15 protein-coding genes are annotated in these 16331 nt (G+C 68.4%); 8 read left to right on the forward strand and 7 right to left on the reverse strand.

What is annotated here, in order from left to right:
* Positions 1-18: 18 nt before the first annotated feature.
* On the reverse strand, positions 19-228 hold the full coding sequence (locus EIK80_RS18640; RefSeq protein ID WP_125158513.1) for a hypothetical protein: 210 nt from the start codon (positions 226-228) through the stop codon (positions 19-21).
* Positions 229-343: 115 nt separating this feature from the next.
* Between EIK80_RS18640 and EIK80_RS18645 the strand changes: the two genes are divergently transcribed.
* The 5 genes from EIK80_RS18645 (at position 344) to EIK80_RS18665 (ending at position 4320) form a co-directional block, all read left to right on the forward strand.
* Positions 344-940 carry an aminodeoxychorismate/anthranilate synthase component II gene (locus EIK80_RS18645; protein WP_125158514.1) on the forward strand — a complete coding sequence of 199 codons (597 nt, stop codon included), beginning with the start codon at positions 344-346 and terminating at the stop codon, positions 938-940.
* 10 nt (positions 941-950) lie between these two features.
* A complete protein-coding gene (trpD, locus tag EIK80_RS18650) occupies positions 951-1976 on the forward strand; it encodes an anthranilate phosphoribosyltransferase (RefSeq protein WP_125158515.1) in 1026 nt (341 codons plus the stop codon).
* Complete coding sequence (trpC, locus tag EIK80_RS18655) at positions 1973-2761, forward strand: indole-3-glycerol phosphate synthase TrpC (RefSeq protein WP_125158516.1); 789 nt, start codon at positions 1973-1975, stop codon at positions 2759-2761. The genes trpD and trpC overlap by 4 nt, the downstream gene beginning before the upstream one ends.
* 108 nt (positions 2762-2869) lie before the next feature.
* Positions 2870-3436: a lysophospholipid acyltransferase family protein gene (locus EIK80_RS18660; protein WP_125158517.1), complete on the forward strand. Its 567-nt coding sequence runs from the start codon at positions 2870-2872 to the stop codon at positions 3434-3436.
* A 77-nt stretch (positions 3437-3513) separates the two neighbouring features.
* Positions 3514-4320, forward strand: a complete 807-nt coding sequence (locus EIK80_RS18665) for a class I SAM-dependent methyltransferase (RefSeq protein ID WP_125158518.1) — start codon at positions 3514-3516, stop codon at positions 4318-4320.
* On the opposite strand, the gene EIK80_RS26455 is transcribed toward EIK80_RS18665, so the two are convergent.
* The gene (locus EIK80_RS26455) at positions 4317-6155 is read right to left on the reverse strand and encodes a hypothetical protein (protein WP_199743539.1); all 1839 of its coding nucleotides are present in this window, start codon (positions 6153-6155) and stop codon (positions 4317-4319) included. The two genes, EIK80_RS18665 and EIK80_RS26455, sit on opposite strands and share 4 nt — an antisense overlap.
* Positions 6156-6373: 218 nt before the next feature.
* On the opposite strand from EIK80_RS26455, the gene lexA reads away from it, so the two are divergent.
* A complete protein-coding gene (gene lexA / locus EIK80_RS18675) occupies positions 6374-7078 on the forward strand; it encodes a transcriptional repressor LexA (RefSeq protein WP_125158519.1) in 705 nt (234 codons plus the stop codon).
* 89 nt (positions 7079-7167) lie between these two features.
* Here the strand turns inward: lexA and EIK80_RS18680 are convergent, their stop codons facing one another.
* The 3 genes from EIK80_RS18680 to EIK80_RS18690 form a co-directional block, all read right to left on the reverse strand.
* Positions 7168-8082 carry a retropepsin-like aspartic protease gene (locus EIK80_RS18680; RefSeq protein WP_125158520.1) on the reverse strand — a complete coding sequence of 305 codons (915 nt, stop codon included), beginning with the start codon at positions 8080-8082 and terminating at the stop codon, positions 7168-7170.
* A gap of 171 nt (positions 8083-8253) precedes the next feature.
* Positions 8254-9009, reverse strand: coding sequence for an isocitrate lyase/phosphoenolpyruvate mutase family protein (locus EIK80_RS18685; RefSeq protein ID WP_125158521.1), 756 nt, complete (start codon positions 9007-9009; stop codon positions 8254-8256).
* 31 nt (positions 9010-9040) lie between these two features.
* Entirely contained in the window at positions 9041-11188 is a 2148-nt protein-coding gene (locus EIK80_RS18690; RefSeq protein ID WP_233586883.1) for a ComEC/Rec2 family competence protein, read from the reverse strand.
* Positions 11189-11386: 198 nt separating this feature from the next.
* On the opposite strand from EIK80_RS18690, the gene gltX reads away from it, so the two are divergent.
* Together gltX and gltA are read left to right on the forward strand one after the other, a co-directional pair.
* Positions 11387-12814 (forward strand): glutamate--tRNA ligase, encoded by a 1428-nt coding sequence (gltX, locus tag EIK80_RS18695; RefSeq protein ID WP_125158523.1) that lies wholly within the window; start codon positions 11387-11389, stop codon positions 12812-12814.
* A gap of 67 nt (positions 12815-12881) precedes the next feature.
* Entirely contained in the window at positions 12882-14162 is a 1281-nt protein-coding gene (gltA, locus tag EIK80_RS18700) for a citrate synthase (RefSeq protein ID WP_125158524.1), read from the forward strand.
* Between the two features lie 57 nt (positions 14163-14219).
* Here the strand turns inward: gltA and EIK80_RS18705 are convergent, their stop codons facing one another.
* The gene (locus EIK80_RS18705; RefSeq protein ID WP_099577655.1) at positions 14220-14483 is read right to left on the reverse strand and encodes an EscU/YscU/HrcU family type III secretion system export apparatus switch protein; all 264 of its coding nucleotides are present in this window, start codon (positions 14481-14483) and stop codon (positions 14220-14222) included.
* Positions 14480-16225 carry a flagellar hook-length control protein FliK gene (locus tag EIK80_RS18710; protein WP_125158525.1) on the reverse strand — a complete coding sequence of 582 codons (1746 nt, stop codon included), beginning with the start codon at positions 16223-16225 and terminating at the stop codon, positions 14480-14482. The genes EIK80_RS18705 and EIK80_RS18710 overlap by 4 nt, the downstream gene beginning before the upstream one ends.
* Between the last annotated feature and the right edge of the window lie 106 nt (positions 16226-16331).

Genomic DNA, 16331 nt, shown 5'->3' on the forward strand with positions numbered 1-16331 from the left:
GGGCTGTTTCTTCCGCGCCTACGGACCGCCTAGCCGGTCCTCCGGCAGGTGTTGGGTGACCGCCGGCGGCGCCAGCACCATCACCGTGGCGAAGGCCAGCGCGCAAAGCGCGGCGAAGGCCGCGGCGGCCAGCACCGGCGCCATCTTCTGGGGGCGCGTCTTGGGCCGCAGCAGCGCGCGGACATAGGCGACGGCGACAGGGTCCAGGGCGGAATCACGCGGGTCCATTCCCATATGATGCTCCAGACCGCTTCCGCTGTAACCGTAACTGAAAGCCGCGGGCGAAAATGCCGCTACACAAAGGCTTCGCCCGCGCTAGAACCGCACTTCGAAAGGCGGCGTCATGATCCTCGTCATCGATAACTACGACAGCTTCACCTACAACCTCGTTCACTATCTGAACGAGTTGGGCGCCGAGACGGTCGTCTACCGTAACGACGCCCTAACGGTGCAGGAGGCCCTGGGCCTGCATCCGGCCGCCGTGTTGCTGTCGCCTGGACCAAAGGCTCCGGACCAGGCCGGCATCTGCCTGCCGCTGCTGCGCGCCGCGCCGGCAGACCTGCCGATCCTGGGCGTTTGCCTCGGCCACCAGGCCATAGGTCAGGCCTATGGCGGCGAGGTGATCCGCGCCAAGCAGGTCATGCACGGCAAGGTCAGCAAGGTGCGCCACAACGACAAGGGCATCTTCAAGGGACTGCCCAACCCCTTCACCGCCACCCGGTATCACAGCCTGGCCGTCCGCAAGGAGGACCTGCCGCCCGAGTTGGAGGTCACCGCCTGGACCGACGACGGCGAGATCATGGGCGTCCAGCACAAGACCCGGCCCGTGTTCGGCGTCCAGTTCCATCCGGAATCGATCGCCACCGAGGGCGGCCATCAGATGCTGGCCAATTTCATGGACCTGGCGGGCGTCAAGCGCGACGCGGCGGTCTGGGTCTAGGACGGTCAACATGTCCGATGCATTCAAGCCGCTGTTGGCTAAGCTGGCCGACGGCCAGACCCTGGGCGAAGAGGACGCCGAGGTGTTCTTCACCGCCTGCCTGCGCGGCGAACCGACGCCGGCCCAGGTCGCCGCCGCCGTCACCGCCATGCGCCTGCGGGGCGAGACCGTGGGCGAGATCGCCGCCTGCGCCCGCGCCATGCGCCGCGCGGCCGTCCAGCTGGAGCATCCCTACGAGGTCATCGACGTCTGCGGCACCGGCGGGGATGGCCTGCACACCCTGAACATCTCCACCGCCGTCGGCTTCGTGGCCGCCGGCGGAGGCCTCAAGGTCGCCAAGCACGGCAACCGCGCCATCACGTCGAAGTCCGGCACGGCCGACGTGCTGACCGCTCTGGGCGTCAATATCGACGCCACGCGCGAGCAGCAGCGGCGGGCCCTGGACGAGGCCGGCATCTGCTTCCTGTTCGCCCAGGCCCACCACGGGGCGATGAAGCATGTCTCGCCGATCCGCCAGCAGCTGGGTTTCCGAACCATCTTCAACCTGCTGGGCCCGCTGACCAATCCGGCCGGCGCCAAACGGCAGGTGGTGGGCGTCTCGGCGCCGCGCTTCGTCGAGCCGATCGCCAAGGCCCTTGGCGCCCTGGGCGCCGAACGGGCCTGGTCGGTGCACGGCGCGGGCATGGACGAACTGACCACCACGGGCGAGACCGAGGTCGCCGAATGGCGCGACGGCCGCATGCATCTCTTCACGATCACGCCCGAGGCCGTCGGCTTGCCCCGCGCCTCGCTGTCGGACCTCACCGGCGGCGATCCAGACTTCAACGCCGCCGCCCTCACCCGACTGCTTGACGGCGAGCAGGGCCCGTATCGCGACATCGTGCTGCTGAACGCCGCCGCCGCCTTCCTGGTCGCCGACAAGGTCGAGACCCTGGTCGAGGGCATCGCACTGGCCGCTGACGTCATCGACGACGGCCGCGCCAAGGCCGCCCTCGCCGGCCTGGTGGCCGCAACGAATACGGAAGCCGCCGCATGACCGACATCCTCGCCAAGATCGCCGCCTACAAGCGCGACGAGGTCACCGACCGCAAGCGCCGTCGCACCCAGGCCGCCCTGGACTCCGCGGCCCGCAACGCCTCGTCGCCGCGCGGCTTCAAGCGGGCGCTCGCTCAGGGCCACGCGCCCGGCAAGCTGTCGCTGATCGCCGAGATCAAGAAGGCCTCGCCCTCCAAGGGCCTGATCCGGGCCGACTTCGATCCGCCGGCCCTGGCCCGCAACTATGAGGCTGGCGGCGCGGCCTGTCTGTCGGTGCTGACCGACGGACCCAGCTTCCAGGGCGCCGACGCCTATCTGATCGACGCCCGGGCGGCGACCGCCCTGCCCTGCATCCGCAAGGACTTCCTGGTGGACCCCTGGCAGGTGGCCGAGAGCCGCGCCCTCGGCGCCGACGCCATCCTGGTGATCCTGGCGATGATCGACGACGTCCTGGCCGCCGAGCTGATGGCCGAGGCCAGGCGGCTGGGCATGGACGCCCTCGTTGAAGTCCACGACGAGGCCGAGATGGCTCGCGCCGGCGCCCTGGGCTCGGACCTCGTGGGGATCAACAACCGCGACCTGAAGAGTTTCGTCGTCGACCTGGCCGTCACCGAGCGGCTGTCGGCCCAAGCGCCCAAGGACGCCCTGCTGGTCACCGAGAGCGGCATCTTCACCCCTGATGACGTGGTGCGGATGGAGGCCACCGGCGCCAAGGCCATGCTGGTCGGCGAAAGCCTGATGCGTCAGGCCGACGTCACAGCCGCCACGCGCGCTCTGCTCGGCTAAAGGATCGGGTACGCGCCATCTGGCGTTTTCGGCCTCGTCCGCTCACAGTCGCCTCAACAAGAAAGCCGCCGCGCCGCGACGCCGGCGACGCCACGCGAGGAAGCGCGAATGCATTGGGTCGCCCGCGTGGTGAATTGGTCCCTCGTCGCCTTTTTCAAGCGCGAGGGCTGGACGATCGAAGGCTCTGCGCCGACGACGACCCGCAAGTTCGTCATCATCGCCGCCCCGCACACCAGCAACTGGGACTTCGTCTATTTCCTGGGCGCGGCTGACGCCCTGAACTTGAAGTTGAGCTTCATGGGCAAGGCCTCGCTGTTCCGCTGGCCTTTCGAGACGCTGATGAAGGACCTTGGCGGCGTGCCGATCGACCGCTCCCAGTCACGCGATACGGTCCAGGCCATGGTCGACGAGTTCGCCCGCCGCGACGAATTCATGCTGACGATCGCGCCCGAGGGCACACGCGGCAAGGCGGGCGGCTGGAAAACAGGCTTCTACAACATCGCCCTGAAGGCTGGCGTGCCGATGGTGCCCGGCTTCATGGACTACAAGCGCAAGGTGGTGGGCCTGGGTCCGGCGATGATCCCCAGCGGCGACTACGAAAAGGACCTGGCGACGCTGGCGGCGTTCTATGCGCCCGTCACGCCCAGGCGCCCGGAACTGAAGACCGTCCCCTAGGGTGGATCAACGGCCGGGTTGGCTGAAGCTTGGTCGCTCGCTAGGGTCCGCGCCGCTCTTTCGCTGAAAGGAATCGGATGCGGGCCCTTCTCTCCAAGCTGCGGCGCGCCTTCTCGCCCGCGCCCCAGGCGCCGGTCGCCGACGCCGTGGCCGCCCCGCAAGAGCTGTGGCACCTGGTCGGCGCCGCCGACGCCGACTTCATTCGCGTAGGCCAGCAGTTCAAGGAGCTGTTCGTCGCCGCCGGCCTGCAACCGCACCACGCCTTCCTCGATGTCGGCTGCGGCATCGGCCGCGCCGCCGCGCCGCTGGTCGACTATCTGGATGCGTCGGGCCGCTACGCCGGCTTCGACGTGATGGCCGAGGCCATCGACTGGTGCAAAGCCAACATCGCCGTTGGCGACCCGCGCTTCGAATTCACCCACGCCGATATGCATAGCGACCGGTACAATCCGGGCGGCTCGCAACCGGCCAGCGCCTTCGTCTTCCCCTATCCTGACGCCAGCTTCGACTATGTCTGGCTGGGTTCGGTGTTCACCCACCTGCTGGCCGCCGACCAGGCCCAGTTCGCGCGCGAGATCGCCCGGGTGCTCAAACCCGGCGGGACCAGCATCGTCTCCTGGTATCTGATCGACGAGGAGGCGCGCGCCAACACGGGCGGCGGCGAGATCGCCTTCGATTTCGTCCACGCCCTGGAGGGCTGCTGGACCGCGACGCCGGACCTGCCGGAGGCGGTGATCGGCTATGACCTGGAGCCGATCCTGGCGCAGTACGAGACACTCGGACTCGATGTTCTGAACCAGGCCCTAGGCGTCTGGCGCCGCCAGCCGATGCAGGACCAGGACATCATCATCGCCCGCAAGCGCGCCGAGCTCTCACGCTTTTAGCCGCCGAAGACGAAGTCGGTTTTCCAATAGCCGTTCGACGGATCGAGGATGTTGACCGCGAACGGCGCCGCGCCGTCCGAGAGGTCCGTCAGCCAGGCGTCGTTGGACCTGGCCAGCACGCCAACATCCTCGGTGGCCGCGGCCGCAAGCAGGAATCCGACCATGGCCGCCTTCGTGCCGATACCGGTCGGGCCGTCGCCGCCGTAGTAGGCCAGGTAGTCCACCCGGGTGTCGATCAGCGCATGGACCTTGGCGTCGGTCGGCGTCCCGCCGAAGATGGCGCCATAGGCCTTCTTGGTCGCGTCAAAGAGGCTCAGCGATCCATAGCTGGCTGCGAAACTGTCCTTGGCCTCGCCGTTCTTGCCCAGATTGACCGCGAAGTTGATGTAGCGGTTCACGACATCGAACGTGGCGTAGTAGGCGCTGTTGAGGTTCGTGGCGTTCGGCCCCGTCGGCGAGATCAGGAAGTCGACGCCGACCTCGCTCGGCACCTTGCCGGTGAAGAACTGATAGCTCATCGACGCGACCGAGGTCGTGGCGTCGGCGGCCTTGACCACTTCGGCGATCGCCCCCGCCGGCGTCAGGGTTCCCGCCGCGATCTTGGCGTCGAGATCCGCCGCCGTCGCGCCACCGCCGTCGCGGAGGATAGCGCTCACGGCGATCTGGGCGGTCGTGACGGTGAGCGACACCGTCTTGTCGGAGAATTTCACGCTCTCGATATTGATCAGGGTGTCGACGCCCTCGCCGCCGCTGGGGCGCAGGTCGCGGACGGTCCAGGAACCGTCGGCGTTGCGGACCCAGGCGAAATTCGTCGAGGCGGCGGCATAGGTCATCACGTCCGCGCCGCCGCCGCCGTCGATCCGGTCGTCGCCGACGCCGCCGGTCACCGCGTCGGCGCCGCCGCCCAGCTTGACGTCCAGCCGCTCGACATGGCGCAGGTGGACCGCCGCGAGGTTGGTCAGGCTGCTGGGGACGAAGATGTCGCCATTCAGGTCGCGCACGACCCGCAGGCTCTCGGTCCGAGCGCTATAGTCGGCCCGGAAGACGTCGACGCCGGCGCCGCCATCGATGTCGGCCAGCCAGGTCTGGTCGAAGATGTCGTCGCGGATCGTCCCCAGCCCGGCGTCGGCCACGATCGCCAGGTCTAGGTCGCCGATCGTGTACCGCGCGCCGCGATAATAGGCGACGCCGTTCATCAGCCCCGCCAGCGGATCGCCGCCGCTGGGCGGAGCCGCGACCGTGCCGTAGTGCGTGTAGTTGCCGGGCGTCAGGGGAATTTCGTGGCCGACGAGGGCGAGGACGTTCGGGCCGGAAAAGTACGGCGCGGCGCCCTCCTTGATCACGCGCAGGTCGTACGGAGAACGGAAGAGACCATCGAGCGCCTCGCCATAGCCGCTGAAGACCAGGCCATGCCCCAGTTCATGAACGATCACGCTCAGGGCGTCGGTGCGATTGTTCGGAATGTCGTCGGCGGTCTCGGGCGTCGGGTCGAACCAGAGCTCGTTGCGAAGATAGTCGATGGAGAACTGCAGCCTCAGATCATCGCCAACGGTGTTCGGATTGCCGCCCGAGCGCAACTCGGCGCTCAGCGTCCCCTCGCCCAGAATCATGCCGCCGGCGAATCGCGCGGCGGTCGTGACCTGCGCCGGCCCGCCCTGAGCGCGGCCTGAAGCGGTCGAAGTCATGATCTCGACAATGATGTTCGCCGTCGCCGATCCGGCCAGAACATCGCTCCACCTGGACAGTCCCAAGGTGATGGCCTGGGTCAGGTTGGCGCGTTCGACGTCGGTGATGCCGACCTGGTCGTCGAAACGGATCGAAGGCGTTATCGTCATAAGATCAACCCGTTATCGCGACATTCCAATTGGACCTCGAACCGATGCGCCGCGTTCGCGCCCGTCCGCGCGATCACCTTAGCAGACCCGCACGACCGTGTTTGTCGGCCAAGGCTCACATCACGCCCGTATCTCATCGTCAACTTGACATTAAGGAAGAACGCCTAGAGAACATTGGCAAGGTTTGCGGTTTGTTCCGCGCTCCAGCCGAGGTCGACATGCTCACCCGCAAGCAGCACGAACTGCTGATGTTCATCCACGAGCGGATCAAGGAGACCGGCGTCTCCCCCTCCTTCGACGAGATGAAGGAGGCTCTGGACCTGGCGTCGAAGTCGGGTATCCACCGGCTGATCACGGCCCTGGAGGAGCGCGGCTTCATCCGCCGCCTCGCGCACCGCGCTCGGGCGCTCGAGGTGGTGAAACTGCCGCAGCAGGCCACGACGGCGGCTCCGCCCAAGGGGCGTGGCGCCTTCCGGCCCCAGGTGTTCGAAGGCGGCGGCGCGCCGCCATCGACGACCGCGTCCGCCGCGCCGGCCAATGACAGCCGCGAACTGCCGATCCTGGGCAAGATCGCCGCCGGCACGCCGATCGACGCCATCCAGCACGAACGCGAGCGCCTGCCCGTGCCCGAATCCATGCTGGGCAACGGCGAGCACTATGTTCTCGAGGTGCAGGGGGACTCGATGATCGAGGCCGGCATCCTCGACGGCGACTACGTGATCATCAAGAAGGGCGACACCGCCACCTCGGGCGAGATCGTCGTCGCCCTGGTCGGCGAGGAAGCCACCCTCAAGCGCCTGCGCAAGAAGGGCGGCTCGATCGCCCTGGAAGCGGCCAACCCGAAATACGAGACCCGCATCTTCGGTCCCGACCAGGTCGAGGTGCAGGGCAAGCTGGTGGGCCTGATCCGCCGGTATCACTAGGCCGCGCCGGCCCGCAGAGAATAGGCCCTGATCCTCGGCCGAGGATCAGGGCTTTTTCGTATCCGGACATCGCGGTCGGTTGCGCCGTTCTAGGGGCAATCGCCGTAGAAGGCCATGGTCTTGCCGCGATAGTCGAGCAGCAGTCTCAGCTTCATCGCCGCCAAGAGCTTGTTGCCGACATTGGCCACCCGCGTGTCGGTCGAGCCCGCCTCGGAGTAGGTGCTGACGATCTGTCCGGCCGGCAAGGTGAATGGCCCGAAGCCGACCGGCGCATTGAAGCTGTAGCTCTTGGACTTGGCCTCGCCTCGCGCGCCTGTCCGGGTGATCGTCCCGGCCTCGGCGAGCGCGTCTCGCGCGCCTGGCAGATCCAGCGCGCTCTGAAAGAGGCCGATGGAGCCGGTGGAGCCGGTGTCGAGACTCACAGGCGCCTTCGCGTCCCCCATCCGGAAGTCGGGAATGATCGGGAAACTGTCGACAGTCCTCAGCGGCGTGGTCCAGCGCGTGGCGCACCCCTTCGTCAGAGCCGTCGCTTCGCTGGCGCGCGACAGGATCGAAAGCTTGCTGGCCGGGTAGTCGATCAGGACCGTCTTGTCGCTGAGGAAACTGTAGCCCAGCACGCCGTCCAGCTTGCGGCCCAGGGCGCCCGACAGGCCGCCCATCTCGGTCGCCAGGGCTTCGAACTTGCCGAAGCGGGCGCCCTTGATCGCCAGGCCCTCGATCTCGGTCGGGAAAACCGCCGCGCCCTTGCCGTCACCGAAGCCGCTTGCCTCACCGGCGTCGCCGCGATCGATCTTCAGGCCGAGGCTCTCGGCCGTCGCGAGGTCGATGACCGAGGGGTCGACGCCGGTGTCGAGGATCATGTGCAGCGGTCTGCCCTTGACCGTGATGTCCACCCCGATCGTCGTCTTGGAAAAGTCAAAAGACGTCGTGGTCGGGCCGCGGAGGGGCGCGCTGGCGCAAACCGCTGGAAACATGACGAGGAGCAGAATGGGGGAAGACTTCACGGTGCGTATCTCGCGGTGAACTCGGTTGAGAAGGTGCTCGCCTTCCAGTTTCACGCACAATCACACGCGCGCGGAAGAGCATTCCTTATGCCCTGATTTCATGACGCGATATGGCGGTCAAATCGGTCGAACCTCCTCGCAAGCGGTGGCAAAATTCCGCCTGCGTGACGCCTACAGTCGCCCTGCCTGCGCCAGCCGCTTGGCGGCCGCGTCGAAGCCCGCCCAGGCCGCCGCCGCGAGCGAACCGCCGGTGCTGACACGGCGCACGCCCAGCGCCCCCAGGCTCTCGACCGACATCTCGGGTCCCCAGAGCAGGACATTAACCGGCTTGGGCGCCACGGCCTGGACGATGACCTTGATCTCCTGGGGATCCGTCACCGCCGGGGCGTAAAGGCAGTCGGCGCCCGCGGCCGCATAGGCCTTCAGGCGCTCCAGGGTCACGGCGAGATCGCGGACGCCGCGGAGATAGCCTTCGGTGCGCCCCACCAGGATCACGTCCTGGCCCGAGGCGTCGATCGCCGCGCGGGCGGCCTTCAGGCGCTCGACCGCGACCGGCAGATCGTAGAGCGCCGAGCCCGACCAGTCCTCGATCGAAAGGCCCGCCACGCCAGCCTCGATGGCCAGGGTCACGCTCTCGCCAACGCCCTCGGGCGTGTCAGCGAAGCCGTTCTCGAAGTCGGCGTTCACCGGCAGGTCGGTGGCGGCGCACAGCATGCACAGGTGATCGACGACGTCATCGCGGTTGACCTGGCCATCGTCCTTGCCCAACGCCCAGGCCATGCCGGCGCTGGTCGAGGCCAGGGCCTTGAACCCGAGCTTTTCCAGACGTTTGGCGCCGCCGACGTCCCACGGGTTCGGCAAGACGAAACAGCCCTCGGCGTGGAGGGCGCGGAAGGCTGCGCGACGGGCGGCGAACGGGTCCGACATGTCACTGCACTCCTGGATGACGTCCCAAGGTTTAGCGGACGCTGGTGACATCGGCTGTCAGCAGGCGGCGCCCCGCTGGACGACTCCACGGCCGGTCGCCGCGCAGGGGCTGAGCCCAGACGATGCGCCAGCCATCGGGCCGACGATAGAGCTCCGCGGCCCCGCCCCTCGCGAAATCCTCGGCTGTCAGCAGCACGGTGTCGGCGCACAATGGCGGCATGCGCGCGGGGGCCGGGGCGCGGATCACCACGACCTCGCTGCGCACGCAGAGACCCGCCAGCGTTTCGGCGTCGGGTGTCTTGCGACTCCACGCCAGCGACAGGCGCACGGGCGCGCCCAGTTCCGGCGCGCAGATCCGTTTGTCGCAGGCATAAAGGCTCCAGGTCGCCGGCGTCAGGCCGCGCCGGCGCGCCCAGAGCTCGGCGCCGAACCGCTTGGCGTCGGCGCGCAGCAATACCGCCGCGTCGCCCGAGCGGACGGCGACCGTCGCGCCATCGCTGGCGATCCAGGCGTCCGGCGCGGCGGGCCTTGGCCACAGGGCGACCGCCAGGGCCAGGGGAGCCCCGATCCACCGCAGCCGGCCGCGCCAGAGGCACAGGATCATCAGGCCTAGGAGCGCGACCACCAGGACCTGCTGCGGCGCGCTGGCCACGATCCTCTGGGCGCCGCGGGCGTCGGCGAAGCCGTTGGCGATCGCCACCATGGCGTCGACTCCCCAACCGGCCACGGCCAGAAACGGCGCGCCCATGCCGAACGGCTCCAGCAGCGTGCCGACCGCCAGGAACGGCATGATCACGAACGACGAGAGCGGCGCGACCGCCAGGTTGGCCGGCAGCCCCCAGACGGCGACGCGGTTGAAGTGCTGCATGGCGAACGGCGCGGTGGCTAGGCCCGCCACCAGGCTCGCCGCGACCGAGGCCGCCAGCCAGGTCAATCCGGCCTGCGGCCAGCGGATCCACCACGGCGTCGAGATCTCCTTCACCGGCTGAGGCCAGCTTTCGGCCAAGGCCACCAGGGCGGCGGTGGCGGCGAACGACATCTGAAAGCCCGGCTCTCCGGCGGTCTCGGGTTTCATCGCCAGGATCAGCAGCGCCGCGACGGCCAGGCCGTGCAGGGTGATGGCGCGGCGGTCGAACAGAATGGCCAGGAAGGCGACGCTGGCCGTTATCGCCGCCCGCTCGGCCGGCGGCGGCGCGCCGGAGATGACGAGATAGCCCAGGACGGCGGCAAGGCCGGCGACAGCGGCGATCTTCTTGCCCGGCGCCCGCAAGGCCAGCCAAGGCCAAGCGGCGACGCCCAGCCGCACGGCGCCGAACACGAAACCGCCGACAATGGCCATGTGCAGGCCGGAAATGGAGAGGATATGCGCCAGGCCCGAGGCGCGCATGGCCTCGGTCTGGTCCTCGGTGATCCAGGCCTCGTGGCCGGTGACCATGGCCGCGCCGATGCCGCCGCTGCTGGGGCCCATCCGCACCAGAATCCGCTGAGCCAGAGTCCAGCGGAAGGAATTGATCGCCATGGTCAGGCGCAAGCTCATGGGCGGCGGATCGAGCCGCGCCGCCCCCAGCTCGCCGATCGTGAAGCCGACGCCGCCGATCGAGTCGAACCAGGCGTCGCGGGCGAAATCATAGGATCCCGGCGCGGCCGGCGGCGGTGGCGGTCCCAGCATGGCCCGCAGTCGAACCGCCCGCCCTGGCGCCGGCGTCTCGTTCTCTCCGATCGTGACGCGGATCCGGCGCGGCGTTCGTTCCGGCGACAAGCCCGAGACCGCCACCGGCGCGATCAGCAAGCGCGGTCCGCCCACGCCGGGACTGGCGACGTCGACGACGAAACCGTCCACCCGACGCACGACCCGCTCCCCCACCACGAGCGGCGCGGCCACGCGATCGCTCCGAACCTTGGCGGCCAGACCGCCGCCCGCCCCGAACGCCGCGAGGCTGGCCAGCACCACGAGCACGCCCGGCGCGTTCCAGCGTTGGCAGGCCCACCAGGTCGCCGCCAACGATCCTGCCGCCAGCGCCAGCATCCAGAGCGCCGGTTCGCCCCGAGCCTCCAGATAGCCCGCCGCGCCGAGACCAAACGCCACCGGCGCCCACAGGAACGCCCGATCCAGATTGACGCGACCTTCCGCCAGCAGCGCGGCCTTCACGGTGGACAACGATAGGCGGGGCGCGGACACCGACGGCGGCGCCTCGACGGCTTCAACGCCTAACACCCGGAAACCCTTGCGTTTTTGGCGAGCGTTCTCAGTTCGCCGCGATGCGGAAAACCACTAGGTCCAGCGCGAAGCCACGTGCTAAGACGCGCCATCCAAGCCGCCTTGCGGTTCGTGCTCGTCAACGCCATTTCGGCGTCCAGCCCCACAGTTTTGAAGCCCATGTCGAACTCCACCTCCACCGGCCCCGCTTCGACGGGCGTCGTCACGCGCTTCGCCCCCTCGCCCACCGGCTTCCTGCATATCGGCGGCGCCCGCACGGCGCTGTTCAACTGGTTATATGCGCGCCATACGGGAGGGAAGTTCCTTGTTCGCGTCGAAGACACCGATCGCGAGCGTTCGACCGAAGCCGCCGTCGCGGCGATCTTCGAGGGGCTGAACTGGCTGGGCCTGGAATCGGACGAGGAGGTCGTGTTCCAGCACACCCGCGCCCCGCGCCACGTCGAGGTCGTGCACGCGTTGCTCGCCAAGGGTCGCGCCTATCGCTGCTGGATGACCGTCGAGGAACTGGAAGTCGCCCGCGAGAAAGCCCGCGCCGAAGGCAAGGCCATACGCTCGCCCTGGCGCGACGCGCCGGAAGGCGACCTGTCGGTCCCGCACGTGATCCGCTTCAAGGGCCCGCTTGACGGCGAGACCGTGGTCAACGACCTCGTGAAGGGCCCGGTGACCTTCAAGAACATCGAGCTGGACGACCTCGTTTTGCTTCGCGCTGACGGCGCCCCGACCTACAACCTGGCCGTGGTCGTCGACGACCACGACATGGGCGTCACCCACGTGATCCGCGGCGACGACCACCTGAACAACGCCGCCCGCCAGAGCCTGATCTACCAGGCGATGGACTGGGGCGTGCCGGCCTTCGCCCACATCCCGCTGATCCATGGCCCGGACGGCGCCAAGCTCTCCAAGCGTCACGGCGCCCAGGCTGTCGGCGAGTTCGCCGATCTCGGCTATATCCCCGAAGGCATGCGCAACTACCTGGCGCGCCTGGGCTGGGGCCATGGCGACGACGAGGTGTTCAACGACGAGCAGGCGATCGCCTGGTTCGACGTGGCCGACGTGGTCAAGGCGCCCGCGCGTCTGGATTGGGCCAAGCTGAACCACATCAACGCTCAGCACCTGCGCAAGGCCGACGACGCGCGTCTGACGGACCTGGCGCTGGACGCCGCCCGGAAGCGCGGCGAGCCCCTGCCCGCCGACGCCCGCGAGCGCATCGCCCGCACCGTTCCGGAAGTGAAGGAAGGCGCCAAGACCATCCTGGAGCTGGTCGACCACTGTGCGTTCGCACTGAAGACACGGCCCTTCGCGCTGGAAGAGAAAACCCAAAAGCAGCTCACCGAAGAAACCGTCGAGCGGCTCAAGCGCCTGCGCGATCAACTGGCGGCCGCGCCGGCCTTCGACGCCACGACCCTGGAAACCGTGTTGAAAACGTTCGCGGAATCCGAAGGCGTCGGCTTTGGCAAGTTCGGTCCGGCCCTGCGCGGGATTCTGACCGGCGGCGCCCAGGCGCCCGATCTGAACAAGACCATGGCCGCCCTCTCGCGCGAAGAGAGCTTGGGGCGCCTTGACGACGCCCTGGCGCCGCGCGCATGAGGCGCTATAACGCACCTGCGAAAACGAAAGTTGGACTGCTCGTTCCAATTTATGGAGGGGTCTAAGTATGACCGATAAAGCCACGCTGACGATCGGCGACAAGAGCTATGACCTGCCGATCCTCAAGGGCAGCACGGGTCCGGACGTCCTCGACATTCGGAAAGTCTACGCTGAAAGCGACCACTTCACGTTCGATCCGGGCTTCACCTCGACCGCGTCGTGCGAAAGCAAGATCACCTATATCGACGGCGACGCCGGGGTTCTGCTGCACCGCGGCTATCCGATCGACCAACTGGCCGAGAAGTCCTCGTTCCTCGAAGTCTGCCACCTGCTGCTGAACGGCGAACTGCCGACGGCCGACGAATTCGCCAAGTTCGAGCACAACATCACCTACCACACGATGTTGCACGCTCAGTTCGACCGTTTCTTCGAGGGCTTCCGCCGCGACGCCCACCCGATGGCCGTCATGACCGGCGCCGTCGGCGCCCTGTCGGCCTTCTACGCTGATAGCATCAATGTCGACGACGCTCGTGAGCGCGAGATCAGCGCCCATCGCCTGATCGCCAAGATGCCGACGATCGCCGCCCGCGCCTACAAGTACACGGTCGGCCAGCCGTTCGTGTCGCCGCGCAACGACCTGTCCTATTCGGAAAACTTCCTGCGCATGTGCTTCGCCGTGCCGGCCGAGGACTGGAAGCCGAACCCGGTGCTGACCCGCGCCATGGACCGGATTTTCATCCTGCACGCCGACCACGAGCAGAACGCCTCGACCTCGACCGTCCGTCTGGCCGGTTCGTCGGGCGCGCACCCGTTCGCCTGCATCGCCGCCGGCATCGCCTGCCTTTGGGGCCCGTCGCACGGCGGCGCCAACCAGGAAGCGCTGGAGATGCTGGAGACCATCGGTTCGGTCGAGAACATCCCGGACTACGTCCAGGGCGTGAAGGACCGCAAGTACAAGCTGATGGGCTTCGGCCACCGCGTGTACAAGAACTTCGACCCGCGCGCGAAGGTCATGCAGAAGACCGCCCACGAAGTGCTGGCGGAACTGGGCCACAACAACGACCCGCTGCTGCAGGTCGCCCAGGAACTGGAAAAGGTCGCCCTGAGCGATCCGTACTTCATCGACCGTAAGCTGTACCCGAACATCGACTTCTATTCGGGCATCACCCTGCGCGCGATGGGCTTCCCGACCAACATGTTCACCGTGCTGTTCGCCCTGGCCCGCACCGTCGGCTGGATCAGCCAGTGGAAGGAGATGTTCGAGGACCCGACCCGCAAGATCGGTCGTCCGCGTCAGCTCTATACGGGCGCCACGCAGCGCGACTACGTCCCGGTCGAAAAGCGCTAGACGCTTCTCCCTCGGAGACACGGATCAGGCCCCGCTTCGGCGGGGCCTTTTTCGTTTCTAGCGTTTTAGCAGGAAGCTCAGGACCTCTGCGACGGCGCGGTAGAGGGCCTCGGGGATCTCCTCGTCGATCTCCAGGGTCGAGAGGGCCTGGGCCAGGACGGGATCTTCCTCGATCGGCACGCCGTGTTCGCGAGCGGTCTCAATGATTTTTTCGCCCAGCCAGCCCTGACCGGAGGCCACGACCTTGGGCGCGTTGGGGTCTTCGTAGAGCAGCGCGACGGCGATGCGCGGCCGAGCCGAGGGTCCGGTGATCCCGCTCATGAGGCCTGATCCACGAAATGGCCCAGCGGACTGCCGGCGCTCGGACTGGACGGAGCGCCGGAATGGACGGCGACCTCGGGCGACAACTCGGCCCGGCGCAAGGCCGCGCCCAGGGTCTCCTCGCCAGCGCGAAGGCGCGCGATGGTCTCGGCCCGCTCGGCCCACAGCGACACGCGCGTGTGCGAGCCGGTCAGAGTGATCAGGGCGTGGACAGGGCCCAGCGGCTCGAGGTCTAGCGAGAAGCGCGCCTTGTAGGTGCGTTCGGCCGGACCGACCGCGCCGCCCCCCGAGCCCCCGCCGTCGTGGCTGATCTCGAACTGAGCGACAGCCACGCCCTGTGGCGTCATGAACGGCAGGTCGAGGTTCAGGCGGCCGGCCTGCTGCGGCCGGGCCTCGGCGGTCTCGGGTTCGTGCGCCTCCGGCAGCGACGCGATCTGCATCAGATCCTGGCGGGCCAGGGCGCCGTTGGTTCCCTTCAGCAGGCGCCGCACCAGATCGGCCGGCGACGGGTCAGCGGGCAGTTCGGGCGTGGCCGGCTTCTGACCGACCATCGGGCCGCCGGCGTAGGGCGGGGGCGGCGTCTTCGAGCGCGAAGCCTCGGCTGGCGCCGCGCCGTAGCCCCCTGGCGTCAGCGGTCTAGGCTCGGCGGCCGCCCCGGCGACGGGCGCTTCGGCGAGAGCTTCCTCGGCGATCAGGCCCAACTGAACCAGCGCCGACATCGCCGCCCGGACGGGCGTCTGGACGGTCGCGGACGGCTTGGGCGCGGCCACGAAGGCGCCGAAGCGCGCCGCGAGGCCATCGTCCTCGGGCGGCGGCTCCGGAGCCTTGGCGCTCGCCGGAAGAGCCGCCGGCGCGATATCGGGGACCTCGCTTGAATGGATCGGCGGCGCGTGGGTTGGCGGCCTGGGCGCGGCCTCAAGACCGGGTTGGATGGCTGCGGAATTGGCGGCGGTCGGGGTGCGCTGGGTTATCGCCGGCGGCGTCGGAACGGATCGAACGGCGCGAAGCGACGCTGGCGATGGGGCCTCGGTTCTTTCGCCGGCCGCAGGGATCGAGACCGGCCCGTCGATTGGCGCTTCCAAGGTCTGACGCGGCGGCGCCTTGGCCAGCCAGCCCGACAGCGCGCCCCGGAAGACCAGCAACGCGGCCTTCATGTCGCCAGCCTCTTGAAGACGCGGAGAGCCCTCCAGGGCCGGCGTGGTGGCGGCGCGGGCCATACTGGCCTCCAGGAAGACGCCGGACCGCTCGATAGCCTGACGCAGGCCCTGGGGCGTGGCGATCTGAGCGGCCGAAGGCGCCTTGGCAAGCAGCGCCCTGCCCGCCTCGCGCACCTCGGCCGGCGTGTCGGGGCGTTCGACGACGGCGCGGATATTGGCCATCAGCGGAGCCAAGCCCGTCTGACGCGGCACGGCCTCGGCGGCCGCGATGCGCACGGCGCGCGCCAGCCGAGTCTCGGGCTTGGCCAGAGCCGCCTGCTGAAGCGCTGGTGGCGCGACCTTGGCGCCGTGCGCGTCAGCGGCGTGGCTGGTGTCGTGGGCGCCGGCCTGCCCCGCCTGCTCGACGGACGCGCCGGGCCTGGATTGAACGGCGGGCGGACGACCGACGATCTCGCCGAGCTGAGCGGTCGAATTGGCGAGCGCCTGGCGCGCCATGGCCTGAAGGGTCGCGACAGAATCGGCCGGCGTCCCAGCTGCGGGGGCTGGAAGGATCGGGGTCACGGGCGTGGTCGGGTCTATGGCCACGACAACGGCTCCACGGCGACAGTTATGAAGACGTTAGCCCCCGGACGTAAATCGCTGGTTAACCTTCGAAGTATGAACATCGCGATGTCTCGCCTCTAAGGTGAGT

Origin of the sequence: Caulobacter sp. 602-1 (assembly GCF_003931565.1) — a bacterium.
Taxonomy (GTDB): Bacteria; Pseudomonadota; Alphaproteobacteria; order Caulobacterales; family Caulobacteraceae; genus Caulobacter.

Coding starts and splice junctions, on each gene's coding strand:
- EIK80_RS18640 (WP_125158513.1), bottom strand. CDS start 228: ATGGACCCGCGTGATTCCGCCCTGGACCCTGTCGCCGTCGCCTATGTC.
- EIK80_RS18645 (WP_125158514.1), top strand. CDS start 344: ATGATCCTCGTCATCGATAACTACGACAGCTTCACCTACAACCTCGTT.
- trpD (WP_125158515.1), top strand. CDS start 951: ATGTCCGATGCATTCAAGCCGCTGTTGGCTAAGCTGGCCGACGGCCAG.
- trpC (WP_125158516.1), top strand. CDS start 1,973: ATGACCGACATCCTCGCCAAGATCGCCGCCTACAAGCGCGACGAGGTC.
- EIK80_RS18660 (WP_125158517.1), top strand. CDS start 2,870: ATGCATTGGGTCGCCCGCGTGGTGAATTGGTCCCTCGTCGCCTTTTTC.
- EIK80_RS18665 (WP_125158518.1), top strand. CDS start 3,514: ATGCGGGCCCTTCTCTCCAAGCTGCGGCGCGCCTTCTCGCCCGCGCCC.
- EIK80_RS26455 (WP_199743539.1), bottom strand. CDS start 6,155: ATGACGATAACGCCTTCGATCCGTTTCGACGACCAGGTCGGCATCACC.
- lexA (WP_125158519.1), top strand. CDS start 6,374: ATGCTCACCCGCAAGCAGCACGAACTGCTGATGTTCATCCACGAGCGG.
- EIK80_RS18685 (WP_125158521.1), bottom strand. CDS start 9,009: ATGTCGGACCCGTTCGCCGCCCGTCGCGCAGCCTTCCGCGCCCTCCAC.
- gltX (WP_125158523.1), top strand. CDS start 11,387: ATGTCGAACTCCACCTCCACCGGCCCCGCTTCGACGGGCGTCGTCACG.
- gltA (WP_125158524.1), top strand. CDS start 12,882: ATGACCGATAAAGCCACGCTGACGATCGGCGACAAGAGCTATGACCTG.
- EIK80_RS18705 (WP_099577655.1), bottom strand. CDS start 14,483: ATGAGCGGGATCACCGGACCCTCGGCTCGGCCGCGCATCGCCGTCGCG.